The organism is Nocardia sp. NPDC050378, from assembly GCF_040655675.1.
Taxonomy (GTDB): Bacteria; Actinomycetota; Actinomycetes; order Mycobacteriales; family Mycobacteriaceae; genus Nocardia; species Nocardia coubleae.
On record NZ_JBFAKI010000029.1, the window covers coordinates 1 to 21687 of the forward strand.

The 21687-nt window shown below is 69.4% G+C and carries 23 protein-coding genes; 12 read left to right on the top strand and 11 right to left on the bottom strand.

Translation table 11 applies throughout. The features are described from left to right. Positions 1-146: 146 nt before the first annotated feature. Positions 147-569 carry a cold-shock protein gene (locus AB0I35_RS31670; protein WP_174550347.1) on the bottom strand — a complete coding sequence of 141 codons (423 nt, stop codon included), beginning with the start codon at positions 567-569 and terminating at the stop codon, positions 147-149. Between the two features lie 162 nt (positions 570-731). On the opposite strand from AB0I35_RS31670, the gene AB0I35_RS31675 reads away from it, so the two are divergent. Both AB0I35_RS31675 and AB0I35_RS31680 read left to right on the top strand, forming a co-directional pair. Continuing rightward, entirely contained in the window at positions 732-959 is a 228-nt protein-coding gene (locus tag AB0I35_RS31675; RefSeq protein ID WP_357399996.1) for a hypothetical protein, read from the top strand. 368 nt (positions 960-1327) lie between these two features. After that, entirely contained in the window at positions 1328-1936 is a 609-nt protein-coding gene (locus AB0I35_RS31680; protein WP_225281750.1) for a transglycosylase family protein, read from the top strand. Positions 1937-2001: 65 nt separating this feature from the next. Here AB0I35_RS31680 and AB0I35_RS31685 read toward each other — a convergent pair whose 3' ends face one another. Then, positions 2002-2193 carry a hypothetical protein gene (locus tag AB0I35_RS31685; protein WP_357399997.1) on the bottom strand — a complete coding sequence of 64 codons (192 nt, stop codon included), beginning with the start codon at positions 2191-2193 and terminating at the stop codon, positions 2002-2004. A gap of 39 nt (positions 2194-2232) precedes the next feature. Between AB0I35_RS31685 and AB0I35_RS31690 the strand changes: the two genes are divergently transcribed. Next, on the top strand, positions 2233-4533 hold the full coding sequence (locus tag AB0I35_RS31690; RefSeq protein WP_357399998.1) for a helicase-associated domain-containing protein: 2301 nt from the start codon (positions 2233-2235) through the stop codon (positions 4531-4533). A 4-nt stretch (positions 4534-4537) separates the two neighbouring features. On the opposite strand, the gene AB0I35_RS31695 is transcribed toward AB0I35_RS31690, so the two are convergent. Beyond that, a complete protein-coding gene (locus AB0I35_RS31695; RefSeq protein WP_357399999.1) occupies positions 4538-5044 on the bottom strand; it encodes a hypothetical protein in 507 nt (168 codons plus the stop codon). A 99-nt stretch (positions 5045-5143) separates the two neighbouring features. On the opposite strand from AB0I35_RS31695, the gene AB0I35_RS31700 reads away from it, so the two are divergent. Next, positions 5144-5374, top strand: coding sequence for a hypothetical protein (locus AB0I35_RS31700; RefSeq protein ID WP_357400000.1), 231 nt, complete (start codon positions 5144-5146; stop codon positions 5372-5374). Between the two features lie 27 nt (positions 5375-5401). Beyond that, the gene (locus AB0I35_RS31705) at positions 5402-5995 is read left to right on the top strand and encodes a hypothetical protein (protein ID WP_357400001.1); all 594 of its coding nucleotides are present in this window, start codon (positions 5402-5404) and stop codon (positions 5993-5995) included. 2 nt (positions 5996-5997) lie between these two features. On the opposite strand, the gene AB0I35_RS31710 is transcribed toward AB0I35_RS31705, so the two are convergent. From AB0I35_RS31710 to AB0I35_RS31720, 3 genes are all read right to left on the bottom strand, one after another. Continuing rightward, entirely contained in the window at positions 5998-7389 is a 1392-nt protein-coding gene (locus tag AB0I35_RS31710; protein ID WP_357400002.1) for a M1 family metallopeptidase, read from the bottom strand. Positions 7390-7447: 58 nt separating this feature from the next. Next, positions 7448-8113 (bottom strand): DUF3239 domain-containing protein, encoded by a 666-nt coding sequence (locus tag AB0I35_RS31715; protein ID WP_357400003.1) that lies wholly within the window; start codon positions 8111-8113, stop codon positions 7448-7450. 96 nt (positions 8114-8209) lie between these two features. Continuing rightward, the gene (locus tag AB0I35_RS31720; RefSeq protein ID WP_067640929.1) at positions 8210-9880 is read right to left on the bottom strand and encodes a DNA repair helicase XPB; all 1671 of its coding nucleotides are present in this window, start codon (positions 9878-9880) and stop codon (positions 8210-8212) included. A 412-nt stretch (positions 9881-10292) separates the two neighbouring features. Between AB0I35_RS31720 and AB0I35_RS31725 the strand changes: the two genes are divergently transcribed. Beyond that, positions 10293-10937 carry a LysE family translocator gene (locus AB0I35_RS31725; protein WP_357400004.1) on the top strand — a complete coding sequence of 215 codons (645 nt, stop codon included), beginning with the start codon at positions 10293-10295 and terminating at the stop codon, positions 10935-10937. Positions 10938-11047: 110 nt separating this feature from the next. Further along, entirely contained in the window at positions 11048-11725 is a 678-nt protein-coding gene (locus tag AB0I35_RS31730; protein WP_166655758.1) for a trimeric intracellular cation channel family protein, read from the top strand. A 15-nt stretch (positions 11726-11740) separates the two neighbouring features. Here the strand turns inward: AB0I35_RS31730 and AB0I35_RS31735 are convergent, their stop codons facing one another. Then, positions 11741-12919, bottom strand: a complete 1179-nt coding sequence (locus tag AB0I35_RS31735) for a pyridoxal phosphate-dependent aminotransferase (protein WP_357400005.1) — start codon at positions 12917-12919, stop codon at positions 11741-11743. Between the two features lie 173 nt (positions 12920-13092). Here AB0I35_RS31735 and AB0I35_RS31740 point away from each other — a divergent pair, with 173 nt between their 5' ends. Continuing rightward, positions 13093-13308, top strand: a complete 216-nt coding sequence (locus AB0I35_RS31740; RefSeq protein ID WP_356986013.1) for a hypothetical protein — start codon at positions 13093-13095, stop codon at positions 13306-13308. A 40-nt stretch (positions 13309-13348) separates the two neighbouring features. On the opposite strand, the gene AB0I35_RS31745 is transcribed toward AB0I35_RS31740, so the two are convergent. Next, positions 13349-14245 (bottom strand): sigma-70 family RNA polymerase sigma factor, encoded by an 897-nt coding sequence (locus AB0I35_RS31745; RefSeq protein WP_357400006.1) that lies wholly within the window; start codon positions 14243-14245, stop codon positions 13349-13351. A gap of 112 nt (positions 14246-14357) precedes the next feature. Between AB0I35_RS31745 and AB0I35_RS31750 the strand changes: the two genes are divergently transcribed. Together AB0I35_RS31750 and AB0I35_RS31755 are read left to right on the top strand one after the other, a co-directional pair. Further along, the gene (locus AB0I35_RS31750) at positions 14358-14942 is read left to right on the top strand and encodes a GNAT family N-acetyltransferase (protein WP_357400007.1); all 585 of its coding nucleotides are present in this window, start codon (positions 14358-14360) and stop codon (positions 14940-14942) included. A 101-nt stretch (positions 14943-15043) separates the two neighbouring features. After that, the gene (locus tag AB0I35_RS31755; protein ID WP_357400014.1) at positions 15044-15481 is read left to right on the top strand and encodes a class I SAM-dependent methyltransferase; all 438 of its coding nucleotides are present in this window, start codon (positions 15044-15046) and stop codon (positions 15479-15481) included. A gap of 83 nt (positions 15482-15564) precedes the next feature. Here the strand turns inward: AB0I35_RS31755 and hrpB are convergent, their stop codons facing one another. Continuing rightward, a complete protein-coding gene (gene hrpB / locus AB0I35_RS31760; protein ID WP_357400008.1) occupies positions 15565-18201 on the bottom strand; it encodes an ATP-dependent helicase HrpB in 2637 nt (878 codons plus the stop codon). 87 nt (positions 18202-18288) lie between these two features. Here hrpB and AB0I35_RS31765 point away from each other — a divergent pair, with 87 nt between their 5' ends. After that, a complete protein-coding gene (locus AB0I35_RS31765) occupies positions 18289-18906 on the top strand; it encodes a LysE family translocator (protein ID WP_357400009.1) in 618 nt (205 codons plus the stop codon). Between the two features lie 47 nt (positions 18907-18953). On the opposite strand, the gene AB0I35_RS31770 is transcribed toward AB0I35_RS31765, so the two are convergent. Further along, the gene (locus AB0I35_RS31770; RefSeq protein ID WP_357400010.1) at positions 18954-20042 is read right to left on the bottom strand and encodes a 3-deoxy-7-phosphoheptulonate synthase; all 1089 of its coding nucleotides are present in this window, start codon (positions 20040-20042) and stop codon (positions 18954-18956) included. 297 nt (positions 20043-20339) lie between these two features. On the opposite strand from AB0I35_RS31770, the gene AB0I35_RS31775 reads away from it, so the two are divergent. Then, positions 20340-21143 (top strand): NmrA family NAD(P)-binding protein, encoded by an 804-nt coding sequence (locus AB0I35_RS31775; protein WP_357400011.1) that lies wholly within the window; start codon positions 20340-20342, stop codon positions 21141-21143. A 14-nt stretch (positions 21144-21157) separates the two neighbouring features. On the opposite strand, the gene AB0I35_RS31780 is transcribed toward AB0I35_RS31775, so the two are convergent. Then, entirely contained in the window at positions 21158-21628 is a 471-nt protein-coding gene (locus AB0I35_RS31780; RefSeq protein ID WP_067492565.1) for a carboxymuconolactone decarboxylase family protein, read from the bottom strand. Positions 21629-21687 lie beyond the last annotated feature (59 nt).

The window sequence follows — 21687 nt, forward strand, 5'->3', positions numbered from 1 at the left end:
CGGGTGGTGGGCCCGCCGCGCTGGGGGGGTTCGCGGCCGTCCCGGCGATCAGGCGCCGTTGCGTAGGCGACGAAGGAGCAAGCAACGGTGCCTGATCGTCGGGACCGGCGGGGCCGCGAACTCGAGCGCGCCAGCGCTCCAAAAACTCAGTGGTCCAGTTCGCGGGCTACCGCGCGGACCACTTCGGAGATGCGCTGGGACATCTTGCGGTCCGGGTACTTGCCGCGACGCAGGTCGGGCTGGACCTTGGTCTCGAGCAGGGTGATCATGTCCTCGACCAGGCCGTGCAGCTCGTCGGGCGACTTGCGCGGGCCCGCGTCCTTACGGGCGGGCTGCGCGCCACGCTCACCGCGGGCGACGGTCGGGGGCGCCTCGAGCAGCTTGAGGCTCAGCGCCTGCGGACCGCGACGACCGGCGGCCATCCCGAATTCGACCCGCTGGCCGGGCTTGAGGCCCTCGACGCCTTCGGGCAGCGCGGAAGAACGGACGTAGACGTCCTCGCCCTCGTCTTGGGAAAGGAAGCCGAAGCCCTTTTCGACGTCGTACCACTTCACCCGGCCGGTCGGCACTGCGCTCACCCGTTCATCATTCGATACCCGAACCCTTGTGGCCCGGGTTACTACCTGCTGCTTGTCGCGAAAAGAACGCGCCCCACAACAAGGCAGGACGCGATGTGGTCAGAGTCTACCCCGGTGGCTATACCGCGAGCACATCAGTTTTACGGTGCACCCGTGACCAACTCACCTCAACCGCCCGCGCGACGTTCCAGTGATCGGCTGCTGCAAGTGGCGGTGGCGCTGTTCGGCATCGGGATTCTCGCCGTCGTCGCCATCTTCGTGACGCCGATCGTCTCCGACGCCGAACCGGGCCTGTGGCTGTATCTGCTCGCGATGCTCGCGCCGGTGGGCTTCCTGCTCGCGATCGTGTTCGCCCTGTGGTCGGGTCGCCGGGCACGGTGAACCAGTTATCCCGAGGGTTCGATACCCAATCTCTTGTGTGATCCTCGTCACATAACGGCTGGGTAACGAACTGTGCGTGCAACGGTCACGCACGCCCGGCGCCGCGACTACCTGCGCGGACGCCTCCGGGACAACCCTGAGACCACCCTGATACCCACCCGCACACGCCGGTTACCAAATAGTGACTTTCCCCGCTGACCGTCGTACCGTTTCTCTCAGCCGGGGCAGGCCCCCGGAACCACCGGCCCGCCGCACCGAACCTCACCCCGCGGGTACCGGACCCCGATTGGAATCAAGGGGTGAGGGCGGACCGGGAGACCTCTCAGTCCGGACCACATGCAGGTGCGAACGAGAGGAAGAAACCCGATATGAGTGGACGCCACCGCAAGCCGACTTCCACCGGGCGCACTGCTGCCAAGGTCGCCGTCACCGGCGCGATCTTCGGCACCGCAGCCGCTGCCCTCGCCGGAAACGCCAGCGCGGCCCCCGACTCCGACTGGGATCGCCTCGCACAGTGTGAAGCCGGCGGCAACTGGGGTATCAACACCGGCAACGGCTACCAGGGTGGGCTGCAGTTCTCGCCCTCCACCTGGGCCGCACACGGCGGTGGGGAGTACGCCGCCACCGCAAACCAGGCCACCCGCGAACAGCAGATCGCGGTCGCCGAAAAGGTTCTCGCTTCCCAGGGTTGGGGCGCTTGGCCCTCTTGCTCGGCCAAGCTCGGCCTGAGCAGCGGCCCGACCGAGCGCGCCGTGCCTTCGACCCCGAGCTGGGTCCCCGAGGTCAGCGTCCCGCAGGTGCAGGATCCGAGCCAGGAAGTGTTCCAGGCCGTCGATCGCGCCCTCACCGTCGCCCAGCAGCAGGGCGTCGCCGTGCCGCAGGCGGCCATCGACTTCGTCAACAACGCCAAGGGCACTCAGCTGGACCCGGCGGTCATCGACTTCTTCGAGGCGAACAAGGGCCTGCTGCCCTCCTGATCCGCCTTACAACAAGAGCCCGCATCCTCTATCCAGGATGCGGGCTCTTGTCTTTCCCGTTCGAATTACACCCGATTGATAACAGTGTGCGGGTGCACATACGGCAGCGTCGCGGCCGGAAGGGGAAACTCGGTGTCCTCACCGAAGGGCGAGAGATTACCGGCGCGGGTCGCCGACAGTTCGGTGACGGCGTGCTCGCCGTCGGCCACCTCGGGCCAGCCGTTGTCGACGTAGGGTTTCTTCGATTTGTTGACCACGGGCTCATTCTGGCATATCGAACACGTACGCTGAATCCGATGATCGCGACCGACTCTCTCGCCGATTGGCTAGGTGCGCGCACCGACGCCCAGCTGGTGAAACTGCTGCAGTTGCGGCCCGATCTGGCGGTGCCGCTGCCCGCGTCGATGTCGGTGCTCGCGGTGCGGGCTCAGCAGCGGGCCTCGGTGCTGCGTGCCGCCGACGACCTGGACACCCTCGAGTTCGCGATCATCGAGGCACTGGCGGCCGACGAGGACGCGCGCAAGATCGGCACCGCGCACACCCCGCTCACCCGGACCGCGCTGCACGCGCAACTGAAGGACCGGGTCACCAAGACGGCGTTCACCGCCGCGCTCACCCGGTTGCTCGACCGCGCGCTCGTGTGGGAGACCGGTGACGGCCTGCACCTGGCGCCGAGTGCCGTGGAGGCCCTCCCGTGGCCGCTCGGGGCGACGACGGCGCTGCCGGACGCGCTCACCGAGCCGGAAGTACGCACGGCACTGAACGCGGCCGGCCCCGCCGAGCGGGCGCTGCTGGACAAACTGGCGACGACCGGTCCGCGTGGGCGCACGCGAGACGCCGCGCCCGACGCGCCCGCCGACCGCCCGGTGCGGCGGCTGCTCGCGGCGCGGTTGCTGCGCTGGATCGATGACGAGACCGTCGAACTGCCGGTCACCGTCGGGCAGGTGTTGCGTGGCGAACCCGTCACCGATCCGCATGCCCTCGCCCCGCCCAAACCCGCACTCACCAAGCACGCGCCCGCCGAGGTGAACGCCGTCGGCGCGGGTGAGGTGGGTGAGCTGCTGCGCGACTGCGCCGACCTGCTCGACGCGCTCGGCACACTTCCCGCACCCGCGCTGCGCGCCGGTGGACTCGGGGTGCGCGAGCTGCGCAGGCTGGCCAAGCAGACCGGCGTCGACGAGCAGCGCACCGGTCTGCTGCTCGAACTGCTCGCCGCCGCGAAGCTCGTCGAGAAGGGTCTGCCCGAACCGCCGCCCGACCTGGACTCCACCGACGACTTCTGGGCACCGACACCCGCCGCCGACGCCTGGCTCGACGCGCCGCCCGCGACACGCTGGGTGACGCTCGCCCAGGCGTGGCTCGAGCTGGACCGGATGCCGTGGATGATCGGGTTGCGCGACGCCGCCGACAAGCCGATCGCGGCGCTGTCGGCCGAGTTGCGGATCCCGCACGCGGTGCGCGACCGGCACGCGATTCTCGGCCTGCTCGCCGAATACCCCAGCGGCACCCAGGTGTCACCCGCCGATCTCGGGAAACTGCTCGCCTGGCGAATGCCGAGGCGGCGCAGGCACTTCCGGCTCGACGTGGTGACCGCGACGCTCGCCGAGGCGGCGACCGTCGGTCTGCTCGGACGTGGGGCCCTCGATTCGGCCGCCCGTGCCCTGCTGCACGGCAGCCCGACCAGCGTGGCCGATGCCGAGGCCGAGATGGCCGCCGCCCTACCGGAACCCGTCGACCATGTCCTCGTGCAGGCCGACCTCACCGTGATCGCCCCCGGCCCGCTCGTGCCCGAATTGCGCAGCCGGATCGCACTGGTCGCCGATGTGGAATCCGCGGGTGCGGCGACGGTGTATCGCGTGGGGGACGCCTCGGTGCGTCGCGCGCTCGATGCCGGACTCACCGCCGCCGAGTTGCACGCCCTGTTCGCCAACCACTCCCGCACCCCGGTCCCCCAGTCGCTGACCTATCTCATCGACGACGTGGCCCGTCGGCACGGGCAGTTGCGCGCGGGGATGGCGCAATCGTTCCTGCGCAGCGACGACCCGGCTCTGCTCGCTCAGGTGCTGTCGGCCCCCGTCGCCGAGACGTTGGCGCTGCGCGCGATCGCCCCCACGGTCGCGATCGCGCAGGCGCCGCTCGGCGAACTGCTCGAGCGGTTGCGGGCGGCGGGCTTCACGCCCGCGGGCGAGGATTCCGGCGGCGCCATCGTCGACCTGCGGCCGCGTGGCGCCCGTATCGCCGTTCGTCCGCTGGCCCGCAGGCCCTACCGCCCCAACCCGCCGTCGGACGATCAGCTCGCTCAGCTGGTCACCGAATTGCGCGCGGGCGAGCGCGCCGCGGGTGCCCGCACGTCCCAGTCGGTCCGTGCCGACGGCACCCGCACGGGCACCCAGGCCACCCTGGCGCTGCTCCAGCTGGCCGCCCGGGTGGGTCGCCCGGTGAACATCGGTTACGTCGACGCCCAGGGCGTGGCGAGTCAGCGGGTGGTCGAACCGGTCCGGGTCGGCAACGGGCAACTGGACGCCGTCGACCCGGTGACCGGAGCCACCCGCCACTTCACCCTCCACCGCATCGCGTCGGTGGCTCTGCTGGACTGACCCGTCAGGGCTTGGCCATGCAGAACGTCGTCTTGGGGTCCGGGACCGTGCGATACAGCGTCGCGTCCATGCCACACAACATCTCGTCGGTCTCGCCGTCGATGCGCTTGACCACCTTGAACGTGGCTTCGGGTGCGGCGCAGTCCACCGCCTCGACCGGTCGGGTGCCCGCGTCCGCATAGCAGGCACCTTCGGCGAAGTTGGGCGACAGGCACAGGCCGGTCTTGGTCTCGCCGACCGTGCCGTTGAAGGTGGCGTTCTGGGCCGTACAGTTCAGCGGCGCGGCGCCGACCTGCGCGATGCGGTAGTTCGACTTCGCCGACGAGCAGTCGCCGACGGTGGCCTTCATCGCGTCGACCGCGTTGTCGGTGACCTCGACGCACGAGCCGACGGCAGGCGCCGACGACGCCTCGCTGTCACCCGAACACGCCGCTACCGCCCCGACCAGCGCGACTGCCGCCACTGGCGCGAACACGAGCCGGACAAGCAGCCGCTTTCCTGGGAAAAACACTCCAAAACCTCACTCACCGAACGGTTCAGCCGATATGACCGCCGGTGACGATACCCAAACGCCCACCTCCGCCGCTCCCCCCATGGATACGATCGGAGGATGACCATCGACGATGTCGCGGGCGAGCTGTACGGTCTCGACCCGGCCGACTTCGTCGCGACACGCACCGAACGTGCGGCCCAGGCCCGTGGCGACGGCGATCGCGAGCTGGCCAAGGCCATCGGTGCCCTGCGCAAGCCGACGGTCGCGGCGTGGACGGTGAATCTGCTGGCCAGGCACGCGCCGAAGGAGATCGCGGCGCTGCTGGATCTGGGCGACGCGCTGCGGTAGGCGCAACGTCAGCTCTCCGGTGACAAGTTGCGCACGCTCGGTGCGCAACGTCAGCAGGTAGTGAACGCCATGACCAAGCGGGCCGGTGAGCTGGCCGCCGAACACGACCGACCCGCGAGCGAGCAGGTGTTGCGCGAGGTCGGTCAGACGCTCACGGCCGCGCTGGCCGACCCAGATGTCGCCGACCAGGTGCGAGCCGGGGTGCTGCCCGCGACGGTCACCTACGACGGTTTCGGTCCGGCCGGGCTGGTCGCGATCACGGGCGGCAAGGGCAAGGCTCCGGCGAAGAAGGCTCGCCCCAAGAAGTCGACGGAGGACGCCGAGGCGGCCCGGCGCGCCGAGGCGAAACAAGAACTCGACGACGCGGAGTCCGGGCTGGCGGAGGCCGAATCCGCCCGCAAGGAAGCGGAAGAGGCCGCAGCGCAGGCCGAGTCCGAACTCGACGAGGTCGAGCAGCGGATCGAGCAGTTGCGCGCCGACCTCGAGCATGCCGAGCAGCAACGGCATTTCCTGCGGACCGCCGAGCACCGCGCGCGTGGTGAATTGACTTCGGCCAAAACGCAATTCGAGCGAATGCAGCGATGGGTCGAGCGGGCACGCTCCCGCCTCGAGGAGGACTGACCCTATCGGCGCAATGTGCCCGGGAACAGGAATGTTTCGCGCGGCGGGGTCGTACCGTCCAGCCATTCGGACAGGAACTCGCCCAGTGGTATCGAGGTCCGGCTCTGGACGAACGCGCGGAATTCCGGCATCGAGGCATGGCCGTCGCGGTGGGAGGTCACGAAATCCTTGACGGCCGTGAAGAACACGTCGTCACCGATCAGTTTGCGCAGGGCGTGCAGGAAAAGGGGGCCACGCCAATAGACCGAGGTGAACTCGCTACCGGCGCCGGGGTCCGCCAGCGGGTACGTCCAGAAGTCCTGCTCCCACCGGTATTTCGCGATGTCCTCGCGGTACTTCGCATCCACATCGACACCGTCGACGCGCTCGATCCACAGGTAGTCGGCGGTGTAGCTGGCGAAGCACTCGTTGAGGCAGATATCGGACCACTGCCGTACCGACATGGTGTCGCCCCACCACTGATGTGCCAGCTCGTGCACCACGGTATCGAGATCGGCCCACGGCGCGTAGGTGGGCCGGGTCTGGGTTTCGAGCGAGAACGGGACTTCGGCGTCGACGTAGATGCCGCCGGCTACCTCGAACGGGTAGGGACCGTAGAGGTTTTCGAGGAAGTCGAGGATCTCGGGGAGGCGTTGTTCGTCGGCGCGATTGTCGTCGGCATCGGGGGCGAACGCGCTCAGCACCGGTGTGCCGTCGGCACGGCGCTGTTCGAGGAAGGTGAAGTGGTCGACGGCGATGGTGGTGAGGTAGCCGAGCACGGGGCTGCGGGTTTCCCAGCTGGTGTGCAGCTTGCCGTCGCGCGCCTCGTGGCGGGTGCGCGCACCGGTCGACATCACTTCCCATTCGGCGGGCACCGTGGCGTGCAAGGTGAAAGTCGCCTTGTCCAAGGGTGTGTCGTTGAGCGGGTACCAGCTGCTCGCGCTGTGCGGCTGGCCGATGGCGAAGGCGCCACCGCTCGGCGCGTACGTCCACCCCTCGCCCTCGGTGTCGGCCACCTCGCCCGCGTAGTCGATGACGATCCGCATCGGCAGTCCGGGCAGCAGCGGCAGCAGTGGGGAGACGACGAGTTCGTGGTCGCCTTCGCGCGCGAACCCGGCGGGCTGGCCGTTGACGGTCACCATGAGCACATCGGGACCGCGATAGTCCAGATTGAATTGCGCCAGCGGCTGATTCGCCCGCGCATCGATGCGCGCGGTGCCGCGCAGCTGATGGGTCGGCGGGTCGTAGTCGACGGTGATGTCGTAATGGCTCACGTCGTAGCCGCCGTTGCCGTCGAGCGGGTAGTAGGGATCGCCGAGCCCCGGCGCACCGACCAGGCCCGGATCCGCTGCTACCGGCGGGATTCCCAGTGCCAGGAGCGCCGACACCACCACCGAACCTGCCGACCATCGCATGCCGCGGACCCCCATTCTCGCCGACTCGGATCCGAGTATCGTCGCAGGCGAGCGGCGCTCAGGCCAGTTCCGGCGGCAGGTGTTGCGGGTCGAGCATCAACCGCTTGGTCGCGGTGCGGCGTACCCGCGCGGCGAGGGCGAGATTGTCGGCGAGCAGGCGCCATTCGAGGTCGGAGATGGTGTCGCGGGCCCGCTCGATCACCGTGCGGTCGCGGGTACCCCAGGCGATCGGCATGGCCGTCACCAGCTGCCAGCGTTCGCCGACCTGACGGGGTGCGCCGTCGGTGCGCACCGCCACCGACGGCACCCGCTCCCCCGGCGTCGGTTCGTGGCCGGGCAGCGCGCGCACCTTGCGGGTGACCAGCGCCCAGCCGCGCGCGGGCGCGGTGGCTTCGGCGGTGTCGACGAGGGCGAGCAGGATGATCCCGTTCGGTTCGGCCGCGCAGACGACGGCGGGCACGAGAACACCGTCGCGGTAGAGCTTTTCGATATCGGAGCGGTGCGGTGTCCACAGCGCGACCCACAGGGCGATGACAGCGGCGAGGGCACACACGAAGGCCAGCAGATACCCCCAGGCCTGCCCGCTCCACAGGAACGCGGCGGTGGCCGCGACGGCCAGCCCGGCGGCGAGCAGGGCGAGCACCCGCATCCTGCGTAATCCGGTGAAGGTCTCGTTGACCGCATGAGCATGCTCACGGTCGACCTCGAATTCGAAGCGGCGCACGTTTCCTTCCTAGCACAAGTTGCGGAGGTGTTGCCTCCACTTATCTGCCGGGGGTTCCGACCCGCACGCTACCGGCAGCTGAGCGGGGAAACGGCGCTACACGCCGCTGTCCCCGATGGCCGGCCCGAGCAGGTCGTCGGCATCGGTGATGCGGTAGGCATACCCCTGTTCGGCGAGGAAACGCTGACGGTGCGCGGCATATTCGGCGTCGAGGGTGTCGCGGGCGACCACCGAATAGAAATGTGCCTGTCCCCCATCCTGTTTCGGCCGCAACAGTCTACCGAGACGCTGGGCCTCCTCCTGCCGTGAACCGAAGGTGCCCGAAACCTGCACCGCCACCGAGGCTTCCGGCAGGTCGATGGAGAAGTTCGCCACCTTGCTCACCACGAGCACGGGAATCTCACCGGAGCGGAAGGCGTCGAAGAGGGCCTCGCGTTCACGGTTCTTCGTCGCACCGGTGATGACGGGAGCGTTCAGATCGATGCCGAGTTCCTCGAGCTGGTCGAGGTAGGCACCGATCACCAGGGTGGGTGCGCCCTCGTGCCTGGCCAGAATGGACTCGACGACCGGGATCTTGGTGCGCGCGGTGGAGCACAGTTTGTAGCGCTCCTCCGGTTCGGCCGTGGCGTAGGCCATGCGTTCGGCGTCGGTGAGCGTGACGCGCACCTCGATGCACTCGGCGGGGGCGATCCAGCCCTGTGCCTCGATGTCCTTCCACGGCGCGTCGTAGCGTTTCGGGCCGATCAGCGAGAACACGTCGCCCTCGCGGCCGTCCTCGCGCACCAGCGTGGCGGTGAGCCCGAGCCTGCGGCGCGACTGCAGATCCGCCGTCATCCGGAAGACCGGGGCGGGCAGCAGATGCACCTCGTCATAGATCACCAGACCCCAGTCGCGGCTGTCGAACAGCTCGAGGTGCTTGTACTCACCCTTCGATTTACGGGTGATGACCTGGTAGGTCGCGATGGTGACCGGACGGATCTCCTTGCGCTCACCCGAGTACTCGCCGATCTCGTCCTCGGTGAGGGTGGTGCGCGCCAGCAGCTCACGCCGCCACTGCCTGCCCGCGACGGTATTGGTCACCAGAATCAGCGTGGTCGCCTTCGCCTTGGCCATCGCGGCAGCGCCGACCATCGTCTTGCCCGCACCACACGGCAGCACGACCACACCCGAACCGCCCGCCCAGAACGAGTCGGCGGCCATCTCCTGGTAATCACGCAGATGCCATTTGCCCTCGGTGTAGTCGAGGCCGATGTCGTGCGCCTCGCCGTCGACGTACCCGGCCAGGTCCTCGGCGGGCCAGCCGATCTTCAGCAGCATCTGCTTGATGTGACCGCGCTCGGACGGGTGCACGATCACGGTGTCGTCGTCGATGCGGGCACCGAGCATGGGCGCGATCTTCTTGTGCCGCAGCACCTCCTCGAGCACCGCGCGGTCCAGGCTCACCAGGCACAGGCCGTGCGCGGGGTGCTTGACCAGCTGCAACCGGCCGTAGCGGCCCATGGTGTCGACGATGTCGACCAGCAGCGGCTGCGGCACGGCGTAGCGCGAGAAGTTCACCAGCGCGTCGACCACCTGCTCGGCGTCGTGACCGGCCGCGCGGGCATTCCACAGCGCCAGCGGGGTGATGCGGTAGGTGTGCACGTGCTCGGGGGCACGCTCGAGCTCCGCGAACGGCGCGATGGCCTGACGCGCGGTGCCTGCCAGCTCGTGGTCGACCTCGAGCAGCAGGGTCTTGTCGCTCTGCACGATCAAAGGACCGTCTGTCACAGCACTCCGTATCTTTTTGCGGCCGGGGCCGCGGGTTCGGGGCCTGTAACCCTTCGATTCAGCGCTCGAGACTCGCGCTGCGCGCATGCGCTTCGAGCGCTGAATCGAAGGGGCGGCCCCGAACGGCTCGTAAGACTCGCCTGTGCGGGGTTGCGTTCGGCCGGGATTTGTCGGGATTGATGAGCCGTTCCGGGGAGGTTCGGCAGCTCGATCGATTGTACGGACCTGGGGTGACAGGGTTCGGCGTCGCGACGGCCGGCTTTTGAGCGCCGGGCGGCGAACCCACCATCCTGAGGCTCGTGACCGAGGCGGTGCCGATCTCCGGTCGAGGCCGGTGACGGCGAGGCGACAGCGGTCCAGCGATCGTCGACTGGACCGCGACACGCCTCCCTGACCAGGTCAGACTCGACTCATGCTTCAGACGGCGGCGGTTTTCGGTGTGGGGGCGGCGGCGCTCGGGATGGTGCTCACGCCGGGGCCGAACATGATGTACCTGGTCTCGCGGACGGTCGCGCAGGGGCGCAGGGCGGGCATGATCTCGCTCACGGGTGTGGCGGCCGGGTTCGGGGTGTATCTGCTGGCCGCGACGGTGGGGATCACGGCGTTGTTCGCGGTGGTTCCCGGGCTGTATCTCGCGCTCAAGCTCGCCGGTGCCGCCTATCTGCTGTGGTTGGCGTGGCAGGCGATCCGACCCGGTGGAGTCTCGGTGTTCGCACCCGCCGCGCTGCCAGCCGATCCGGCTCGACGCCTGTTCACGATGGGTTTGGTCACCAACCTGCTCAACCCCAAGATCGCGATCATGTACATGGCTCTGATCCCGCAGTTCATCGACCCGGCCCTGGGTTCGCTGTGGTTGCAGAGCCTGTCGCTCGGCGCGATCCAGATCACGGTGGCTCTCACGGTGAACGCGCTGATCGTGCTCGGTGCCGCGGGCCTGGCCGCCTTCCTCACCGCCCGCCCGCTGTGGTTGCGCATCCAGCGCTATCTGATGGGCACCGCCCTGGGCAGCATCGCGATCCTCCTCGCCACCGACCGAACCCGCCCCGCTCCGGTGTAAGGCGCGCACCGACCGGCCCCTGCGCGCCGGCGGGCGTGCGCTGCGACACATGGGCGGTGTGCGGTCGCCGAGGGTCGCCGTGCCACCCTGCTTGCAGCGGAAAGGAGCGGGTGGTGAGTGGTGTGGTGATGGCGGGCGCGCTGGCGGCGCAGCTCGACGAGGCGGTCACCGTGGTGCATCGCAGCGGCGAGCTGCTCGGAGTGATCTCGTTCGCCGCGTCGGGTGCGCTGGTCGCGGTGCGCAAGCGGCTCGACCTGTTCGGCATGGTCGTGCTCGGCTGCGCGACGGCGCTCGGCGGCGGCATCGTGCGCGACCTGCTCATCGGACGCACCCCGCCCGCCGCGTTCACCGACCTGACCTTCCTGACCGCGTCCATCGTGACCGCGCTGATCCTGTACTTCATCGCGCCCTCGCCACGGCTCACCAAGGGCCCGCTCGAGGTGGCCGACGCGATCGGGCTCGGCCTGTTCTGTGTCACCGGCACCGTGATCGCCGACTCGGTCGGGCTCGGCGCGCCGACCGCCGCCCTGCTCGGCATGACGACGGCCATCGGCGGCGGTGTGCTGCGCGACGTGCTCAGCGGCGAGGTCCCCCTGGTGCTGCGGCCCGACCAGGATCTCTACGCGATCCCGGCCCTGTTCGGCGCCGCGACCACCGCCGTGCTGCTGCACCTGGACATCTACCAGACCTGGACAGGATTGCTCGCCGCCGCGGGCGCTGTCGGATTCCGTTTGCTCGCAAGGCATTACGGCTGGCACGCACCGACCGCCCGCCACGCCCGAGATTGACGGCGGTCTCGCCGATCAGCGTGTCGCGACTCCCGCCCGCAATCGGCGGGCGCCCTCGTCGATGGTTTCGTCCCGTTTACTGAAGGTGAAGCGCACCAGGTGTTTCCATTCGCCGGGATGGTCGACGAACGCGCTCACCGGTACGGCGGCCACGCCGAACCGAGCGGGCATCTCCCGGCACAACGTCAGCCCGTCGTCGATGCCGAGCGGTCGCACATCAGCGCACACGAAGTAGCCGCCCGCGGTGGACGACACGGCGAAGCCGGTGTCGCGCAACGCGTCCGAGAGCCGAAGGCGCTTGTCGGCGAGGCCGTCACGCATGCGGTGCACCCAGTCCAGCTCGGTGTCGATCGCGTGGGCGACGGCGGGCTGGAACGGTCCGCCCCCGACGAAGGTCATGAACTGTTTCGCCGTGAGCACGGCGTTCAGCAGCGGCGCGGGCGCGCACGCCCAGCCGATCTTCCAGCCGGTGACATTGAAAGTCTTCGCCGCACTCGACACCACGACGGTCCGTTCACGCATCCCCGGCAGCGTCGAGATGCTGATGTGCTCCACGCCGTCGTACACGAGATGCTCGTACACCTCGTCGGCCAGCACGAGCAGATCGTGTTCGCGCGCCAGCTCGGCGATCGCGGTGAGTTCGTCGCGCGAGAGCACCGAGCCGGTGGGGTTGTGCGGTGAATTGATCACCAGCATGCGAGTTTTCGCGGTGATCGCGCAACGCAGGCTGTCGAGGTCGAGGACGAAGCGGTCGCCGTCGGGAACCAGTCGCGCGGTCCGTCGCTGCGCACCCGCCAGGGCGACCGCGGCGGCGTAGGAGTCGTAGTAGGGCTCGATGAGCACCACTTCCGCGCCGGGTTCGACCAGGCCGAGCAGTGTCGCGCTGATCGCTTCCGTGGCGCCGACGGTGACCAGGACCTCGGTGTCGGGGTCGTAGCGGGTGCCGTAGCGGCGGGCGCGATCGTCGGCGACGGCGCGGCGCAGGGCGGGCACCCCTCGGCCCGGCGGGTACTGGTTGTGCCCGTCGGCGATGGCGGCGCGGGCCACCTCCAGCATGCCTGCGGGACCGTCGGTGTCGGGGAATCCCTGTCCGAGATTCACCGCGTCGTGGCGCACGGCCAGTTCGGTCATTTCGGCGAAAATGGTCGAGCCGAAGGGGCGCAAGCGGGCGACGGTGGGCGGCACAGACGACATCTCCGCAGCGTATCCCACCTTTCCCAGCCGTTGCCGCGCGATAGCGAACACCTATGTTTCACAAACGTTTTTGGCCTGTGACCTGCGGTATTGTGCGATCACTCAACCTCAGCTAGCCTCGCCGTGTTCTACCTCACACACCACAGCGTGGTGGCATATCGAAAGGGGCTCGCATGGCCTCACCTCTGCTCGACTTCATCCTGCAACCGGCCGCGTCGGAGGTCGCCGGTTCGGCACTTCGCTTCATTTCCGAACAACTCGAAGCCAGCCCGATCGTCGATTTCTTCACCGGGTCGGCCACGCCGGACAACAACATGGGCTCCTCCACCGGGGATCACAACCTCGGATCGTCCACCGGCGACCACCAGTGGGGGTCCACCTACCCGTAGACACCGCAGCGCCGGATCGGATCGCGCGGGTCCGGTCCGGCTAGGTGCGCAGCCGGGCGCCCGACAGCTTCGCCACATTGGCGAAATCGTAAGCCGCACAGACCAGCCCATCGCGCACCGAGAACGCGAGCACCCGAACCGCCCGGCCGAACGGCGAGTTCGGATCGGTGAGTACCAGACCCGATTGCCCGTTCACCGCGGCGAAACCGATTTCCAGCGCCGGCTCCTCGAGCTGTTTGCGCCACAGGCCGACCGCCAGCCGCGCCACCTTCTCCGCACCCTCGACGACATTGAGCGCCGTGCGTGCCGTGCCGCCCGCGTCGGCGATGAAATTCACGTCCGGATGCAGGGTGGCGGCCACCGCGGCGATATCGCCGGTGGCCAGCGCGGTCAGGAAACGCTGCACTGCCTCGTCGTGCGCGTCGTCGGTCACCGGGGGTGGGGTGCGGGCCACGGTCTTGCGGGCGCGTACCGCCAATTGCCGTGCGGCATCGGGGGATACGCCGAGGATGTCGGCGATCTCGTCGAACGGGACGGCGAGGCTGTCGTGCAGCACCAGCGCCACCCGCTGCTGCGGGGTGAGCGCGTCGAGCACCACCATCGCCGCCATCCGGTTGTCCTGATTGCGGACGACCACCTCGAGCGGGTCGTCGGAACGGGCCTGGCCGGTGACGATCGGCTCCGGCAGCCACTGGCCCACGTAGGTTTCCCGGCGCACCGCCGCGCTGCGCAGGTGGTCGAGGCAGATCCGGCTCACCACGGTGGTGAGCCAGGCACGCAGGTCCTCGATCTCGGATTGGTGGGCGCCGGCCATCCGCAGCCAGCTCTCCTGCACCGCGTCCTCGGCGTCGCCGACGCTTCCGGTGAGCCGGTAGGCCACCGAAATGAGATGTGCTCGATGCGATTCGAACAGGTCGGCGAGAAGCGGGGAAACCATCGCCGCTGATCCTACGGAGTGGGTTCACGCTGGTTGCACGGGTGTACCGGTTTTGCCGTCGCGCGCGGAAAATGTCGTGAGAACTAGGCACCGGTGCTGCCAGGATGAGGTGATGTACCAGCACACACTCACCGACGGAACCGTGTGGCTCATCCGACCGACCGCCGCCGACATCGACCGCATCGTCGAGTGTTGCCAAGACCCCGCCGTAGGGCGCTGGACCACCGTCCCCGTGCCCTACGGCCGCACCGATGCCGAGGAGTTCCTCGACCGGAACGTGGCGGGAGGGTGGCTCGCCAACGAGCCGATCTGGTCCATCCGCACCGCACCCGACGGCCGGGTCGAAGGCATGGTCGGTCTGCACGCGCGAGGTCCCGGTGCCTGCGAGATCGGTTTCTGGCTCAGCCCCGAACACCGAGGCCGAGGCCTGATGTCACGCACCATCACCCTGGTCTGTGATTTCGCCTTCGCTCCCGAAGGGCTCGGTCTGCAACGCATCACGTGGCGCGCGATGGTCGGCAATCACGCCTCGGCCGCCGCCGCTCGCCGCAACGGATTCCACTACGAAGGGAAAGCCCGGTTGGGTGGCGTGCAGCGTGGGGTTCGGGTCGACGAGTGGCACGCGGCGCGATTGGCCGACGATCCGTCCGGGCCGGTGGATGGATGGCCTGCGGAAACCTTTCCTCCGGAAGGCTGAACCAGGTCTCAGTTCAGTTCATGGCCGGCGGGTCTCGGAACGCGGAGAAAGGGGCGCGATAGATGACTGATGATGCGCGGTTCGAGTGGTTCGCCGATGTCATGGGAGTGCGGGCCGGTGAGCGTGTCCTCGAAGTAGGGCCCGGTAACGGCGCGTCGTTGGCGCGAATGGCGGAGCGGCTCGGCGACGGGCGGATCGTCGGCGTGGAACGTTCGGCGACCGCGCTGGCGCGAGCCGGGCAGCGGTGTGCCGACGAGATCGCGGCAGGCCGAATCCGATTGGTGGCGGGCGAGATCGGAAAGATCGCACCGGCCGCCTCTGGCTCTGCTACGGCTACGGCACCCCCACCGACACCCCGACCTCCCCGAAACCCAGCCCCGCCCGCCTCACCGACCGCTGCGCCGCCGCGGGCTTCACCTGCGAACCCACCACCTCGGGGGACCTCCTCGCCGTCCACCTCACCCCCACCCACTGAACCGAGGTCACCACGCTCTGGTGGCGCGCACTTCTCGGTCGATGCCGCCATCAGAGCGTGGTGATCACGCGTCCAGCTCGATGGGTGGCCGCCGGGCCGGAGCGGCCGGCGAGGGGCAGGTGGGACAGGCGCCGGTCTCGAGGGTGGTCAGGTGGGGCGGAGGCGGCGGGCGGTGCCTCGGTGGGCGGGGGTTCGGGTGGGGTCTTCGGGCCAGGCGTGTTTGGGGTAGCGGCCGCGGAGGTCGGCGCGGACCTGGGGCCAGCCGGTTTGCCAGAAGGAGGGCAGGTCGGCGGTGACGGCTACGGGGCGCTGGGCTGGGGAGAGCAGGTGCAGGAGGAGGGTGGCGCGGCCGTCGGCGAGGGTGGGCGGGGTGGTCCAGCCGAAGATCTCCTGGACCTTCACCGCGAGGACCGGCTGGTCGGCGCTGTAGTCGACGCGGACGCGGCTGCCCGAGGGGACCTCGAGGCGTTCGGGGGCGAGGTCGTCGAGGCGGGCGGCTTCGGGCCAGGGCAGGAGGCGGCGCAGGGCGGTACCCGCGTCGATGCGGGCGAGGTCGGCGCGGCGGCGGGCGGTGGTGAGTTCGGGGCCGAGCCAGGAGTCGAGGTCGGCGAGGAGGGTGGTGTCGTCGACATCGGGCCATGGGGCGCCGAGTGTGCGGTGCAGGAAGGCGAGGCGATCACGCAGGTTGCGCGCGTCGTCGGACCAGCGGAGCAGGCCGAGCCCTTCCGCGCGCAGTCCCTCCCGCAACGCCGCGCCAACCAACGCCGAATCCGGTTCGCGCAGCGGCTTTTCCGACAGCACGATCGCACCCAACCGCTCGACCCGCCGCGCGATCACGTCCCCGCCGTCCCACCGCACCTCCTCCCGCACGCTGACCAGCCCCGGCGCCGCCTGCCGCGCGAGATCCTCAGAAGCGATGGCCGCCAGCCGAATTCGGCCCTCCGCCCGCCCCGGGTCCCGATCCGCCACGGCAACAGCCAACCACTCCGCCGCCACCGACCCGGACCCCGCGGGCAACGAAACCGCCGTCCCACCCGCCATCAAATAGGTCCCCGACCCGCTCCCCCGCCGCCGCGCCAACCGCTCCGGCTGCGCCAACGCGATCATCAACGCCACCCCTTCTTCGAGCACCCCCGCAGCACGGCTCTCCTCGCTGGACAGCGCCGCACCGCCGGTCTCCCCACTCACCGCGATTGCGCCATAAGCGCTCTCACCGGGCACAGCCGAGCCACCGGATTCGCCGACGAGGCGGGTGAGGCGGGCGACCTCTCGGCTCCAGCGGGGTGGGCGTTCGGCGCGGAGGGTGCGCAGGGCCGCGGTGGCGTCTGTGCCGGGGGCGAGGGTGCCGTCGTCCATCAAGGCGACCATTTCGGCGGCGAGTTTCGGGCCGAGGTGGGCGGCGCCGTCGAGGAGGGCGCGGGCCAGGCGGGGGTGCAGGCCGAGGGTGGCCATGGCGCGACCGCGGGCGGTGATGTGGTCGTTGCCGTCGAGGGCGCCGAGGGCGTGCAGGACGGTGCGGGCGGCGGCGAGCGCGCCTTCGGGTGGGGCGTCCCACCAGGCGAGGGCGGAACCGTCGGGGGTGCCCCAGCACACCAATTCGAGTGCGAGGCGGGTCAATTCGGCGGTGCGGATCTCCGGGTCGGGGTAGGCGGGCAGGGTGTGGTGTTCGTATTCGGGCCAGCAACGCCAGGCACGACCGGGCGCCTCACGACCGGCACGTCCGGCACGCTGTTCGGCGACCGCGGCCGAAACACGCACTGTGGCAAGGCCGGACAGCCCACGCCGATGATCGACCCGCGACACCCGCGACAATCCGGAGTCGACAACGGCACGCACACCGGGCACGGTGAGGCTGGATTCCGCTACGGCAGTGGACAACACGACCCGGCGCCGCTGGCCGGGCCGCAGGGCCGCATCCTGGGCGGCGCCGGTGAGCCTGCCGTGCAGCGGAAGCACATCGACGTCGAGGTCGCGCAACAACCCGGCGGTGCGGTTGATCTCACCGACTCCGGGCAGGAAGACCAGGATGTCGCCGTCGGTTTCGGCGAGCGCAGTGCGCGTGGCCCGGGCGACGTGACTTTCGACCCGTTCACGCGGTAGTGCGGGCAGGTACCCGATGTCGACGGGATGGGTTCGTCCGCGCACCTCGAGCACCGGGGCGGCGGCACCGTCACCACCGAGCAGCTCGGCGAGGCGAGCCGCGGCGACGGTCGCGGAAGTGGCGAGCACCTTCAGGTCCGGTCGCAGACCCGACCGCGCGTCGAGCAGCAGAGCAAGCAGCAGATCCGCGTCGAGGTGCCGCTCGTGGCACTCGTCGAGGATCACCGTGTCGACCCCCGCGAGCTCCGGGTCCTGCTGCAACCGCCGGACCAGCAGACCGGAGGTCACCACCTCGATCCGCGTGCGCGGCCCCACCTTGCGATCCCCACGGACCGCGTACCCGACGGTCTCCCCGACCCGTTCCCCGAGCAACCCGGCCATGCGCGCGGCCGCCGCCCGCGCCGCCAACCGCCGCGGTTCGGCCACCACGACCCGCCCACCGCCCGCCGCCGAAGCCCACGGCACTGTCTTCCCCGACCCGACGAACTCGTCCGCGGTCGAGGCCGACCGCACCGCCCTCCCTGACCCCACGTACTCGTCCGCAGCCAAGGCCAGCGGGACCAGCGTCGTCTTCCCGGTGCCCGGCGGCGCGACCAGCACCGCGACATCCCGATCGGCCAAGGTGCGCGTGATCTCCCCCAGCGCGGGCCGCACCGGAAGATCGGGAAGTTCGGGAAGTCTCATCAGCGAACAGTCTGCCGACCCGCCCGCATCGAGCACCACTGAGACTGCCTGTTCCGTACACGGCCGGGACTGGCTAGCCTGCGGGAGATGAGCATCGAGTTCGCGTTGACCACGCTCGTCATCGTCGCCACGCCGGGCACCGGGGTGCTGTTCACGCTCGCGGCGGGCCTGGCGCGCGGCGTCCGGGCCAGCGTGATCGCGTCCTTCGGATGCACACTCGGCATCATCCCGCACATGATCGCCGCCATCACCGGGCTGGCGGCGGTCCTCAACGCCAGCGCGGTGGCGTTCCAGACCATGAAGTACCTCGGGGTGGCGTATCTGCTGTACATGGCGTGGAACACCTTCCGCGACAAGGGCGCGCTGTCGCTCCCGGAGGCGGAGTCCGGTGCCGCGCCGTCGGCGCGCAAGATGATCACCTCGGCGATCCTGCTCAATATCCTCAACCCGAAGCTGACGATCTTCTTCTTCGCGTTCCTGCCGCAGTTCGTGCCGACGGGTACCCCGAACGCGTTGGCGCGCATGCTCGAACTGAGCGGGGTGTTCATGCTGGCGACGTTCGTGGTGTTCGCGCTGTACGGCGCTGCCGCGGCGGCGGTGCGGTCCCACATCCTGTCGCGCCCGGCGGTGGTGACCTGGATGCGGCGCGTCTTCGGCGCGTCGTTCGTGGCGCTCGCCGGCAGACTCGCCTTGCAGAACCAGTAAAAGCACTGTGGCCCCGGGGTTTCCGGGGCCACGAGTGTGCAGCGAATTCAGCCGCGCCGGGTTTCGACAGCCTGCGCCAGGCGGTCGAGCTGCGTGGCGGTGGTCTCCCAGTCGATGCAGGCATCGGTGATGGACTGGCCGTAGGTAAGGTCGGCGGCCTTGCCGAGGGTGAGGTCCTGGCGGCCCGCGACGAGGAACGACTCCAGCATCACACCGACCACGCCCTGCTCACCGGCGGCGAGCCGGGTCGCGATGTCGGTGACGACGTCGACCTGACGGTTGTGATCCTTGTTGCTGTTGCCGTGGCTGGCGTCGACCACCACGCGCTGGGGCAGCGACGACTTCTCCAGGCGCAGCTTGGCCTCGGCGACGGAGGCGGCGTCGTAGTTGGTGCCGTTGCTGCCACCGCGCAGGATGACGTGGCAGTCCGGGTTGCCCGAGGTGCGGATCAGCGCCGAACGGCCGTCGAGGTCGGTGCCGGGGAAGACGTGGCTGGCGGCGGCGGCCCGCACACCGTCGACCGCGACCTGCACGTCACCGTCGGTGCCGTTCTTGATGCCCACCGGCATCGACAGCGCCGAGGACAGCTGACGGTGCACCTGGCTGGCGGCGGTGCGCGCGCCGATCGCGCCGTAGGAGACCAGGTCCGCGATGTACTGCGGGGTGATCGGGTCGAGGAACTCACACGCCACCGGCAGGCCGAGGGCGGTGATGTCGACGAGCACCTTGCGGCCGATGCCGAGACCGGTGTTCACGTCGAACGAACCGTCCAGGTGCGGGTCGTTGATCAGGCCCTTCCAGCCGAGCGTGGTGCGCGGCTTCTCGAAGTACACGCGCATCACGATGTGCAGTCGGTCGCCCAGCTCCTCGGCCTTGGCGGCCAGCTTGCGGGCGTAATCGAGGGCGGCGACGGGGTCGTGCACCGAACACGGGCCGACGATCACCATCAGGCGGTCGTCGTCGCCGTTGAGCACATCGACGGTGGCCTTGCGGCCGGCGCGCACGGTGTCGGCGAGCTCGTCGGTGATGGGGTGCACGAGACGGACTTCGGCGGGCGAGCGCAGGGGGCTCACGCTGAGGGTGCGCTGATCGTCGAGATCGGAGTGCCGCGCGTCTACGTCAACTGCGGTGGTCATGAGAATGTGGGTCCTTTTCGGTTGAAGGCCGACCCACGGAAATTTCGCTACCCGTCGAGCCGGTCAGGTATCCGGCTCGGGGTGGAGGAAGTCAGCGCGCAGGGTCGCAGACCGGCCCACCCAGGGCCGGCTCGCTAAACCAGAAATATGCGCGCTGCATGCCGTGGACTGTACCACCGGTGAAACGTCGCGGGCCCGCGCGTGGTTGCCCGAAGTGCGCACGATCACATCGCGACGACGGTTGACCTCAACCTCTGTTGAGTTCCTAGCGTGGGTGCAGAGGAAAGGAAATCGACTGTGACAACACTGGTTACGGGCGCGACCGGCAATACCGGGCGCCAGGTGGTTCGTGAACTCGTCGAGCGCGGCGAGAAGGTCAAGGCACTCACCCGCGACACCGAAAGGGCACGCGCACTCCTCGGTCCAGAGGTGGAACTGGTCGGCGGAACGCACACCGAGCCGGGCACGCTCGACTGGAGCGGTGTCGACCGATTGCACGTGACCGTGACGGCGGGTCTGGCCGAGGTGGGCCAGGAACTCGTCGACCGGGCGGTGGCGGCGGGCGTGCGGCGCATCACAGTGGTCTGGGGTGGCGGCGTCGGTCCCGTCGAGCAGGCGATCGAACGTTCCGGCGTGGAATGGACGCGGCTGGAACCGCAGGAGTTCATGGCGAACACGCTCACCTGGGCCGATTCGATCCGGGCCGAGGGCGTGGTGCGCGAGCCCTACGCGCATCCGAGCGCGCTGGTGCACGAGGCCGATATCGGTGCGGTGGCCGCGGTCGCGCTGCTCGAGGACGGGCACGCCGGGCGCGCCTACAACCTCACCGGCCCGCAGGCGCTCACGCCGCAGGAACGGTTGGCCGTACTCGCCGAGGCCGCCGGAAGGGAGATCGCGTTCGTGACCATCAGCCATGAACAGGCGATCGAGCGGTTGACGGCGACCGGGGTGTCGCGGGCGGATGCCGAGTACGTGATCGGCTGGTACGCCGAATCGAGCCCGGAGTCCTACACCGTCGACCCGACGGTCGAGAACGTGCTCGGCCGCCCAGCGCGCACGTTCGCGCAGTGGGCGGCCGAATACGGGCACCGATTCGCCTGAGTGCCCCCGGATTCTCAGCCGAACTGGCCGGCCACGTAGTCGCCCGCCGGGGTGTGGGCGATGGCGTTGAGCCGGTTCCAGGCGTTGATCGTCGCGATGGCGGCGATCAACGCGGCGATCTGGTCGTCGTCGTAATGCTTGCGGACCTGGGCCCAGGTGTCGTCGGTGACCTGGCCGCCGTCGGCGACGCGGGTCGCCTCCTCGGTGAGGGCGAGCGCGGCCCGCTCCGCCTCGGTGAACACGTTGGCCTCGCGCCACGCGGCGACCAGGTTGATCCGCACCGAGGATTCGCCCATGTGCGCGGCATCCTTGGTGTGCATGTCGACGCAGAAGCTGCACCCGTTGATCTGCGACGCGCGGATCTTCACCAGCTCATGGGTGGCCTTCGGCAGCGGCGAGCCGTCGATCACCTTGGCCGCGGTCTGCAGCCGCTTCACGAAGCTGATGGCGACGGGGTTGTTGTAGAGGTCGAAACGCGCTTCCATGATCACTCCTTCGTCGGGTGGAATACACCTCTACGACGACGCGCGGCGCCGGAGTGTGA

What these genes read in the sequence shown, in the direction of transcription:
- AB0I35_RS31680 (WP_225281750.1), top strand. Translation starts at nt 1,328, where the DNA reads ATGAGTGGACGCCACCGCAAGCCGACTTCCACCGGGCGCACTGCTGCC.
- AB0I35_RS31690 (WP_357399998.1), top strand. Translation starts at nt 2,233, where the DNA reads ATGATCGCGACCGACTCTCTCGCCGATTGGCTAGGTGCGCGCACCGAC.
- AB0I35_RS31700 (WP_357400000.1), top strand. Translation starts at nt 5,144, where the DNA reads ATGACCATCGACGATGTCGCGGGCGAGCTGTACGGTCTCGACCCGGCC.
- AB0I35_RS31710 (WP_357400002.1), bottom strand. Translation starts at nt 7,389, where the DNA reads ATGCGATGGTCGGCAGGTTCGGTGGTGGTGTCGGCGCTCCTGGCACTG.
- AB0I35_RS31725 (WP_357400004.1), top strand. Translation starts at nt 10,293, where the DNA reads ATGCTTCAGACGGCGGCGGTTTTCGGTGTGGGGGCGGCGGCGCTCGGG.
- AB0I35_RS31735 (WP_357400005.1), bottom strand. Translation starts at nt 12,919, where the DNA reads ATGTCGTCTGTGCCGCCCACCGTCGCCCGCTTGCGCCCCTTCGGCTCG.
- AB0I35_RS31740 (WP_356986013.1), top strand. Translation starts at nt 13,093, where the DNA reads ATGGCCTCACCTCTGCTCGACTTCATCCTGCAACCGGCCGCGTCGGAG.
- AB0I35_RS31745 (WP_357400006.1), bottom strand. Translation starts at nt 14,245, where the DNA reads ATGGTTTCCCCGCTTCTCGCCGACCTGTTCGAATCGCATCGAGCACAT.
- AB0I35_RS31750 (WP_357400007.1), top strand. Translation starts at nt 14,358, where the DNA reads ATGTACCAGCACACACTCACCGACGGAACCGTGTGGCTCATCCGACCG.
- AB0I35_RS31755 (WP_357400014.1), top strand. Translation starts at nt 15,044, where the DNA reads ATGGGAGTGCGGGCCGGTGAGCGTGTCCTCGAAGTAGGGCCCGGTAAC.
- hrpB (WP_357400008.1), bottom strand. Translation starts at nt 18,201, where the DNA reads ATGAGACTTCCCGAACTTCCCGATCTTCCGGTGCGGCCCGCGCTGGGG.
- AB0I35_RS31765 (WP_357400009.1), top strand. Translation starts at nt 18,289, where the DNA reads ATGAGCATCGAGTTCGCGTTGACCACGCTCGTCATCGTCGCCACGCCG.
- AB0I35_RS31770 (WP_357400010.1), bottom strand. Translation starts at nt 20,042, where the DNA reads ATGACCACCGCAGTTGACGTAGACGCGCGGCACTCCGATCTCGACGAT.
- AB0I35_RS31780 (WP_067492565.1), bottom strand. Translation starts at nt 21,628, where the DNA reads ATGGAAGCGCGTTTCGACCTCTACAACAACCCCGTCGCCATCAGCTTC.